Raw genomic sequence first — 7,163 nt, 5'->3', positions numbered from 1 at the left:
AATTTAAAACCACAATAATTATTTCTCAGTCACACTCAGCGCTACCCGTCGGTTTTGAATACCTTCTTCCAGAGTATCATCACTGGTAATAGGTTGGGTTTCATCGTAGCCTTCGGCTGTTAATCTATTTTGTGAAATACCTCTGTTGATCAGGGCGTTAATTACGTCTTGTGCGCTCGTTTTTGACGCTATTTTATTATTTTCAGGATCCGCTGTGTTATCAGAATATTCTCTTATTTTAAGCTTAATATTGGGTTAAGCAGCTAGGATAATGGCGATATTATTGAGTTGAATCTGGCCTGCTATGTTTAATTCGTTATTAGCGGTTAAATGATTTAAATCAAACCAAACAGCTTTATCTGGTGTTTGTGCCGGATCCTTAATAAAAGCCAGCAACTTCGCCTCAGTGCTCGTTTCTGGCAAAGTTAACACATTTCCCCCCGGTAAGGTTTGCCTGATCACCCCTTGTAAAAGTTCTTCTCCCAGTGTTTGCTGTGTTTTATCCGTTGATGTTGTTTTTTGTGCATGTTGACTGCTATCAAACGATAATCGCGCTATACGTTCATCTACAGGAAGCGTAGGGCGTGTTAGATACCAATAGACACTGACCAGCAAAATGCAAAGTGGTAATAACCACCACCAACTGGAATTCATGGATTTTTTTATTAAAATTTTGCGCAGGAGGTGGCTCTATTGAAGTGCTTTCCTGCGTAAAATTGGTCTTTGCTGCTTCTTCAGGAAGATGTGAAAAATAGCTATTATCTTGCTGTGCAATAATACTCGCCAGGGATAAATTGGTTTGCTGACTTTGCTTCTCAAAAGCTGCTAATACACTGCTGGCAGCAAGGCTCATTAAAGGAGCTGCGTTGACCGCTTTCAATCCTGTATTCTTCGTTAATGTAACGTATACATTTTCTAAATTCGTAGAGAATAGTAACGATAATAAATTTTTACCCGTTTGCATCATTCGGCTATTTTTTGCGTATTAGCCGCTAGATCAGTGACATTATCTTCAATATCAGGGGTCTTTTCTAAATGATTTGACAAGGTTTTGATGACTAATGCGGTTGCTTGGCTGAATGCCTTATGGATACAATCACTATTTTCATCCCATTGTTCGGCGAGATGATTAAGATTAAATTTTTTCTGTAGCCTAAGTGCGGTTTGAAAAATGTCTTTTGGCATGAAAAACCTCTGACAATTGTTTATGTAATAACCTATTGACTGTAGTGCAGAATAAAAAATTGGCTATTTAATCCTATAAAAATACAGACATTAGTGTATTTACCATGAATAAAAAAACGATATTGCGATGATTACTGCAAAAAAAATAATCACTAAAGGGTTGCAGATAGCCAGCTCACCTTTTCTCCATCAGCAAAAAAATACCCGTCATATCATGCTAATGGTTGTTTTTGCTTGTATGCCTGGTCTTTTGGCGTTGACTTATTTTTTTGGTTACGGAAGCTTGATTTTAGTGGCCAACGGGTGGAGGGTGAGCAGGGCGGGATACAACTCATTAATTAATCAATTTTAGATTATAAAAAACACAATTTGTGTATATTAATTAAACATATGAGAAAATTTCGCCTGCGAAATGCTTAAATATTGATCTTATTAAAGTGGAATCCCGCCCTGGGAGGGTGAGCAAGACAATCGCTGGTCTGTAAAAAAAGACGGCGGTTTATTCGATCAATTTACCGGTGCAACCATTACGCCGCGAGCCGTAGTACGTGCGATAAAGAATACTGTGCTTTATCTGCAAAATATTCCTGATCAACTGGCTACTTTGCCATCTTGTGGAGATAACGAATGAGTGAAGTAAAAAATCTGTTGATGCAGGGATTGTGGACGAATAATTCGGCATTGACACAGTTGTTGGGATTATGTCCTTTACTCGCGGTATCCTCTACGGCGACCCATGCATTGGGTCTGGGGCTGGCGACAGCCTTAGTCTTATTTTGCACTAATATCGTGGTGTCAGCTTTAAGGCGTTGGATCCCCAGTGAAATCCGTATCCCTATTTATGTGATGATTATTGCGTCGGTGGTCAGTACAGTACAAATGTTAATTAATGCTTATACCTTTAACATGTATCAATCATTGGCGGGTAAATATTTAATTGATAAAAAAAATAAGTAAAGTAAATCGAGGAAGGAGCACTGTAGTATCCGACAAAATCAGCGAGAGACTGTTATGAATAAACAAAAACGTGTGGCGATCCTCACTCGTTTTCAGGAACGCAATCCTCATCCAACAACAGAGCTCATTTATAGCACGCCCTTTGAATTACTAATTGCGGTGCTACTTTCAGCACAAGCCACTGATGTGAGTGTTAATAAAGTAACGGCTAAGCTTTATGCCGTCGCTAATACGCCCGAACGCCTACTCGCAATGGGGGTAGATGCCATAAAAGATCACATCAAAACAATAGGTCTTTTTAATAATAAGGCCGAAAATATTATTAAAACTTGTCGTCTATTGCTGGATAAACATCAGGGCAAGGTACCAGAGGATAGAGAGGCATTGGAGGCGTTAGCAGGGGTAGGGCGAAAAACAGCAAATGTAGTGCTAAATACTGCTTTTGGTTGGCCAACGATTGCCGTTGATACGCATATTTTCCGCGTATGTAATCGTACCGGTTTTGCTCCCGGCAAAAACGTTGATCAGGTGGAACAAAAATTATTAAAAGTTGTACCGACAGAGTTCAAACCAAATTGTCATCATTGGTTAATTTTACATGGGCGTTATAGCTGTATGGCCAGAAAACCGCATTGTGCCAGTTGCCTTATTGAAGATTTGTGTGAATTTAAAGATAAAATTTACTCGTGATTAGTATAGATGTGACTGTATATTGAGCATTATAAAATATTTCTAATAATCTATTACCGTATTTATGAGCATCATCAGTTAATGAGAGATCCCATCACCTCGCAGCACTTTCACCAGTGTTATCCACAAAATTCGGATATCAAACCAAAAACTCTGACGTTGCATATATTCAAAATCTAATGCTGCTTTTTCGGTATCTGTGAGCTCATCACGTCCATTTATTTGTGCCCATCCTGTCAGCCCTGGCATCAATCTATAAATTTTTTTTTCGTTACGTAGATTAATTAAATTCTGTTCATTAGACAAAACAGGGCGAGGGCCAACAAAACTCATGTCTCCTTTTATTATGCTCCAGAGCTGCGGCAATTCATCTAGGCTTGTTTGGCGTAGGAATGATCCAATTGGTGTTAAATGAGTCTGAGGATCAGATAATAGATAGGTTGCAACGTTAGGTGTCCCAGTCTGCATAGTACGGAATTTTGGCATACTAAAAAAGACATTGTTGCGCCCGATACGGGGTGACCAATAAAGAGAAGGGCCTGGAGATGTAATACGGACAAGTACGGCGATAATAATAATGGGTAGAACAAGAAAACAGAGGCAATAATTCCTAGTATAAAATCAAAAATTCTTTTCAACATGATCTCGTCTTGTTTTTTATCAGTATACTAACGTATTCTAGCGGTCGATTCTATTCTAAAGTGAAACGAGATTTTTCAGTAATTGTTTTGAAATCAGCCTGCACTAAGCCAGAACAAAACATGAGAGTCACAAGTGGCTCAGGATAAAAAATATCATCTCAAATCGATATGATACTTGCTCGATGCCATTGTGCCATTGATTCGCGTACAACTATCGGCGGCAGATTCTCTAATTTAATAATATTTAATGGAAATTATGTTTCAAGATAACCCGCTGCTGGCGCAGCTTAAAAAACAGTTACATACTCAAATTCCTCGGATTGAAGGTGTAGTAAAGGCTACGGATAAAGGATTTGGTTTTCTTGAGGTTGATGGACAAAAAAGTTACTTTATTCCCCCCCTACAGATGAAAAAAGTTATGCATGGTGACCGTGTACAGGTTACTTTGCACATGGATAAAAATCGGGAAATTGCTGAACCCGAAAGTTTAGTAGAGCCATTTTTATCGCGTTTTGTTGGTCGAATTCAAAAGAAAGAACGACATATATTTATTGCCCCTGATCATCCGTTGCTTAAAGATGCTATTCCATGCAGCAAAAATCATAAATTAACTCGTGAATTGGAAAACGGTGATTGGGTGGTTGCCGAAATGCGGCAGCATCCATTAAAGGATAATCGTTCTTTTAGTGCTGAGATTACCGCGTTTATTACTGATGGTAATGATAGCTTTGCTCCCTGGTGGGTAACAATTTCTCGACATAATTTAGAACGCGATCCACCTGATATGCCAGAAATCGCGCCGTCCATCGCTGAATTGGAGAGGAAAGATTTAACCGATCTTGATTTCTTTACTATTGATAGTGCCAGCACCGAAGATATGGATGATGCGCTCTACGTAAAAGAAAAAGCTGATGGCACTCTATTGCTGATGGTTGCTATTGCTGATCCCACCACTTATATAGAAGAAAATAGTCCACTGGACGAAATTGCCCGCCAACGTGCATTTACCAATTATTTACCTGGTTTCAATATCCCTATGTTACCTCGGGATTTATCCGATAATTTATGTTCTTTACATCCTGATGAGCGGCGCCCAGTATTAATCTGCAGTATGACTATAGCCGCTGACGGGGCATTGAGTGGTGATACTGAATTTTCACTGGCTTGGGTGAAATCAAAAGCCAAATTAGTTTATGACGAAGTTTCTGACTGGTTAGAAAATAAAGGTAGCTGGCAGCCACAAAATAGTTCGATTGCAGAACAGATACTTTTGTTGCATCGTGTCTGTAATGCTCGTAATAAATGGCGCGAACAAAATGCTTTGGTGTTTAAAGACCGTTCTGATTATCGGTTTTTGCTAAGTGAACAAGGTGAGGTATTGGATATTATTGTAGAACAACGCCGTATTGCTAATCGTATTGTGGAAGAATGTATGATAGCCGCTAATATTTGTGCCGCGATTACCTTACGAGATAAGCTTGGTTTTGGTATCTACAATGTCCATTTAGGTTTTGATCCTGTACTCGTTAAGCAAGCGTCTGATATGCTTAAAACTCATAACATTGACACTAATCCAACAGAATTATTGACTTTAGAAGGATTTTGTCAATTACGGCGTCAGCTAGACGGATTATCGAATCAGTTTCTTGATGGTCGCATCCGGCGTTTTCAAACTTTTGCAGAGATCAGTACTCAACCTGCTCCACATTTTGGGTTAGGTTTGGAGGTTTATGCAACCTGGACTTCACCTATTCGTAAATATGGTGATATGGTTAATCATCGCTTGCTGAAAGCCATTATTAGGGGAGAAGAGCAGTCGGTAGAAAAACCAGCAAATGAAATTACTGTTCAATTGGTAGAACGTCGGCGTTTGAATAGAATGGCTGAACGTGATGTAGGAAATTGGTTATATGCACGTTATCTTCAGCCATTGGCGGGTACTGATAAATGTTATTCAGCAGAAATTATTGATGTAAACCGGGGTGGTTTGCGTGTTCGTCTGTTAGAAAATGGAGCAGTGGCCTTTATTCCAGCGTTATTTCTCCATGCAGTACGTGATGAGCTGGTTTGTAGTCAGGAAATAGGGAGCGTTCAGATCAAAGGAGAAACTGTTTACTGTCAGGGAGATGAAATCGAGATACAACTTGTTGATGTTCGCATAGAAAATCGCAATATAATTGCTCGTCCATCGAAAAAAGAAGGGCACTAAAGTTAAAAATTGACATTGCCTTTAATTTAGGGCTAATAGCAAGCTCTTAGCCTATTCTTTAATTGTGCAATAAATACCGCTCCCTCAAGAGGTAAGTAGGAACTAGAAAGTGTCCAATAGAAAAACACCAAAAATCCCCGAGATCACTCAAAATCAATTTGCAGAAATAATCTCTCTTATAGAGAAAATATGCACCGAGCACCTTAATAATGAATACTATGATTTAGCTCAAGAATTAGCAGCTAAGCTGGCTAGAAAAAGACCCTCACCTTTATTGTCTGGGCGTAATAATACGTGGGCAGCGGGGATCATACACGCTTTGGGAATGGTTAATTTTTTATTTGATAAAAGCCAGACCCCGCATTTCTCATCCAAAGCACTTGCAGAATCGTTTGGGCTATCGCAAGGGATAATAAGCGCAAAAAGCAAATCCATTCGTGACATGTTTAAAATGACGCAATTAGATCTACGATGGATTTTGCCCATCGTATGGATAATCACCCTGTGATTTGGATGATTAGGGTGAACGGTTATATTATGGATGCTCGAAAGGCACCCTATGAAATACAGGAACAGGCGTATTACGCTGGCATTATTCCCTATATCCCTGCAGATAAAGTCATCGCTTAAAAAGTATTATCATGATGATAGCTAACATAATTTTCTCCTACGTATATTACCCAGACAAACAACAGGATAACACCTAATGTATCTGGGTGCGCATAATGTATATTATGTTAAATATTATACTTTTGGTTTAGGTTGCGGCTTCCTTTTCATCTAGTTCGTCTAGTGCAACTATGTGATCGGTAAAACCGTTGGTATCGGTATAGTGCTCCTCAATGCGTAGCTCTGATTCGTGATACAGCAAACCATCAAGCTCATGGGTTGCATCTCGTATCGTCGAGGTGATGGCTTTGATGTGATAGGGGGCGTATTGATCTGAAATATGCGTGTAAAAGTTAATCCCAGGATCAGTCCCGTAACGTAAATTGACTTGGCCAGTTTGTCCGCCACCGCCACGCCCCCACCTTGAAGTTTTGCCCATCGGATGATGAGGTTTTCCCCTCTCCCCAATGGGCGGCGAATGGCAGCCGGTGCTGGAAGTTGACCAGTTCAGCCAATCTGCATCATAGAAATATTTTGGATTCTGGCTCACAGGGTTGGCTTGCTATTGATCCAAAAGGTTTTTTAGGATAACGCGGGTTTGATTTCGCCAATATTTTCTGCAATCCTGACACTAATATTGCAACGTCACCTGGACGACTGATGAAACAAGTGATAGTTATTACAAAAATGGCTCATCTTAACCAACATCGTCTTCTTGCTTGGATTTTATCTTGGGCAGCATTGTCTGCTACTTGGCATATAGAAGACGGAGAAAATCCAGATACTGCACTGGCAATTGCAAAAATTGGACTTGAAGCCTTACGCTTATAAGGGGTCGTTTGACGAAAGGGAAATTAAAGTACGCTAAGCCC

7 protein-coding genes and 5 pseudogenes are annotated in these 7,163 nt (G+C 39.8%); 7 read left to right on the top strand and 5 right to left on the bottom strand.

Annotated elements, in window-relative coordinates:
- Nucleotides 1-18: 18 nt before the first annotated feature.
- From REG_RS14700 to REG_RS08340, 3 genes are all read right to left on the bottom strand, one after another.
- The gene (locus REG_RS14700) at nt 19-237 is read right to left on the bottom strand and encodes an OmpA family protein (RefSeq protein ID WP_407078953.1); all 219 of its coding nucleotides are present in this window, start codon (nt 235-237) and stop codon (nt 19-21) included.
- A gap of 18 nt (nt 238-255) precedes the next feature.
- Nucleotides 256-654: a hypothetical protein gene (locus REG_RS10860; RefSeq protein WP_006705235.1), complete on the bottom strand. Its 399-nt coding sequence runs from the start codon at nt 652-654 to the stop codon at nt 256-258.
- Between the two features lie 309 nt (nt 655-963).
- A complete protein-coding gene (locus tag REG_RS08340) occupies nt 964-1,185 on the bottom strand; it encodes a hypothetical protein (protein WP_039908181.1) in 222 nt (73 codons plus the stop codon).
- A 127-nt stretch (nt 1,186-1,312) separates the two neighbouring features.
- Between REG_RS08340 and REG_RS08335 the strand changes: the two are divergent.
- The 4 genes and pseudogenes from REG_RS08335 to nth form a co-directional block, all read left to right on the top strand.
- Nucleotides 1,313-1,480: pseudogene (locus REG_RS08335) on the top strand (RnfABCDGE type electron transport complex subunit D); the annotation flags it as partial.
- A 162-nt stretch (nt 1,481-1,642) separates the two neighbouring features.
- Nucleotides 1,643-1,816: pseudogene (locus REG_RS11420) on the top strand (FMN-binding protein); the annotation flags it as partial.
- Nucleotides 1,813-2,106: pseudogene (locus tag REG_RS08330) on the top strand (Rnf-Nqr domain containing protein); the annotation flags it as partial. The pseudogenes REG_RS11420 and REG_RS08330, both read left to right, overlap by 4 nt.
- A 90-nt stretch (nt 2,107-2,196) precedes the next feature.
- Entirely contained in the window at nt 2,197-2,832 is a 636-nt protein-coding gene (gene nth / locus REG_RS08325; protein ID WP_006705232.1) for an endonuclease III, read from the top strand.
- A gap of 78 nt (nt 2,833-2,910) precedes the next feature.
- On the opposite strand, the gene REG_RS08320 is transcribed toward nth, so the two are convergent.
- Nucleotides 2,911-3,384 carry a sugar transferase gene (locus REG_RS08320; RefSeq protein ID WP_260200251.1) on the bottom strand — a complete coding sequence of 158 codons (474 nt, stop codon included), beginning with the start codon at nt 3,382-3,384 and terminating at the stop codon, nt 2,911-2,913.
- A 345-nt stretch (nt 3,385-3,729) separates the two neighbouring features.
- On the opposite strand from REG_RS08320, the gene REG_RS08315 reads away from it, so the two are divergent.
- Nucleotides 3,730-5,682 carry an exoribonuclease II gene (locus REG_RS08315; protein ID WP_039908187.1) on the top strand — a complete coding sequence of 651 codons (1,953 nt, stop codon included), beginning with the start codon at nt 3,730-3,732 and terminating at the stop codon, nt 5,680-5,682.
- 109 nt (nt 5,683-5,791) lie between these two features.
- A complete protein-coding gene (locus REG_RS08310; protein WP_218015679.1) occupies nt 5,792-6,190 on the top strand; it encodes a DUF6398 domain-containing protein in 399 nt (132 codons plus the stop codon).
- A 273-nt stretch (nt 6,191-6,463) separates the two neighbouring features.
- Here REG_RS08310 and REG_RS08305 read toward each other — a convergent pair.
- Nucleotides 6,464-6,806, bottom strand: a pseudogene (locus REG_RS08305) (Tn3 family transposase); the annotation flags it as partial.
- Between the two features lie 88 nt (nt 6,807-6,894).
- Here REG_RS08305 and REG_RS13800 point away from each other — a divergent pair.
- Nucleotides 6,895-7,122, top strand: a pseudogene (locus REG_RS13800) (aminoglycoside phosphotransferase family protein); the annotation flags it as partial.
- Nucleotides 7,123-7,163: the final 41 nt, after the last annotated feature.

It is taken from the genome of Candidatus Regiella insecticola LSR1 (assembly GCF_000143625.1).
GTDB classification, from domain to species: Bacteria; Pseudomonadota; Gammaproteobacteria; order Enterobacterales; family Enterobacteriaceae; genus Regiella; species Regiella insecticola.
Note: the sequence above shows the minus strand (reverse complement) of the source record. Positions and strands in the feature narration are given on the sequence as shown.

Excerpts from the sequence above, each read along its gene's own strand:
- REG_RS10860 (WP_006705235.1), bottom strand. The coding sequence starts at position 654 with ATGAATTCCAGTTGGTGGTGGTTATTACCACTTTGCATTTTGCTGGTC.
- REG_RS08340 (WP_039908181.1), bottom strand. The coding sequence starts at position 1,185 with ATGCCAAAAGACATTTTTCAAACCGCACTTAGGCTACAGAAAAAATTT.
- nth (WP_006705232.1), top strand. The coding sequence starts at position 2,197 with ATGAATAAACAAAAACGTGTGGCGATCCTCACTCGTTTTCAGGAACGC.
- REG_RS08315 (WP_039908187.1), top strand. The coding sequence starts at position 3,730 with ATGTTTCAAGATAACCCGCTGCTGGCGCAGCTTAAAAAACAGTTACAT.